We start from the raw sequence: 551 nt of genomic DNA, 5'->3' as shown, positions 1-551 counted from the left end.
AAACATCATCAGCTGTTAATTGAAAATTCTTGAAGAATTCTACAATCGCTGGTGATTGACTCTCTAAAGAAGTAGCCCAACCGATTTGGATTTGCTTAAGAGCATCTTTTGATGCAACATAAGATTTCTTATACCAGTCAGCATCTGCTTTAGGTTGAATCATTTTATATTTTGCAGGATCATATTTTGGTTCTGTTAACATCACTACATCAGCCATCCCCCAAATTGCATGAGGTTTGTAACAATAGAATGCATAACCTTCACCTTTTTTGATCGAGTCTAGTACTCTTGCATTTTTAACTGCTTCAGCAGCTCTAACTGCTTCAATACCAGCATCATATAAACCATAGTCTCTTAATTTAACTTGGTTTACATTTGCAGAAGCCCAACCATCAGCACCTATCCAAAACTCACCTTTTCCATTGCCATCGCTATCCATAGCTTTAACAACTTCAGGTCTTGCTAAGTCTTCAATTGCTGTAATGTTCATTTTTTTAGCAAACTGTTGAGAAACACAATAACCCTGGTTTCCTTCATAAGGTTTACTACTT

General features: G+C 36.3%; 1 protein-coding gene. It reads right to left on the bottom strand.

Annotated features, from left to right (window positions below; all coding sequences use genetic code 11):
* The coding region (locus AMN83_RS02885) for a glycine betaine ABC transporter substrate-binding protein (RefSeq protein WP_425304141.1) at positions 1–551 on the bottom strand (551 nt) is incomplete at both ends.

The sequence above is a fragment of the Candidatus Pelagibacter communis genome, from assembly GCF_001180025.1.
Lineage (GTDB): Bacteria > Pseudomonadota > Alphaproteobacteria > Pelagibacterales > Pelagibacteraceae > Pelagibacter > Pelagibacter ubique_A.
This window is presented reverse-complemented; position numbering and strand designations above follow the sequence as displayed.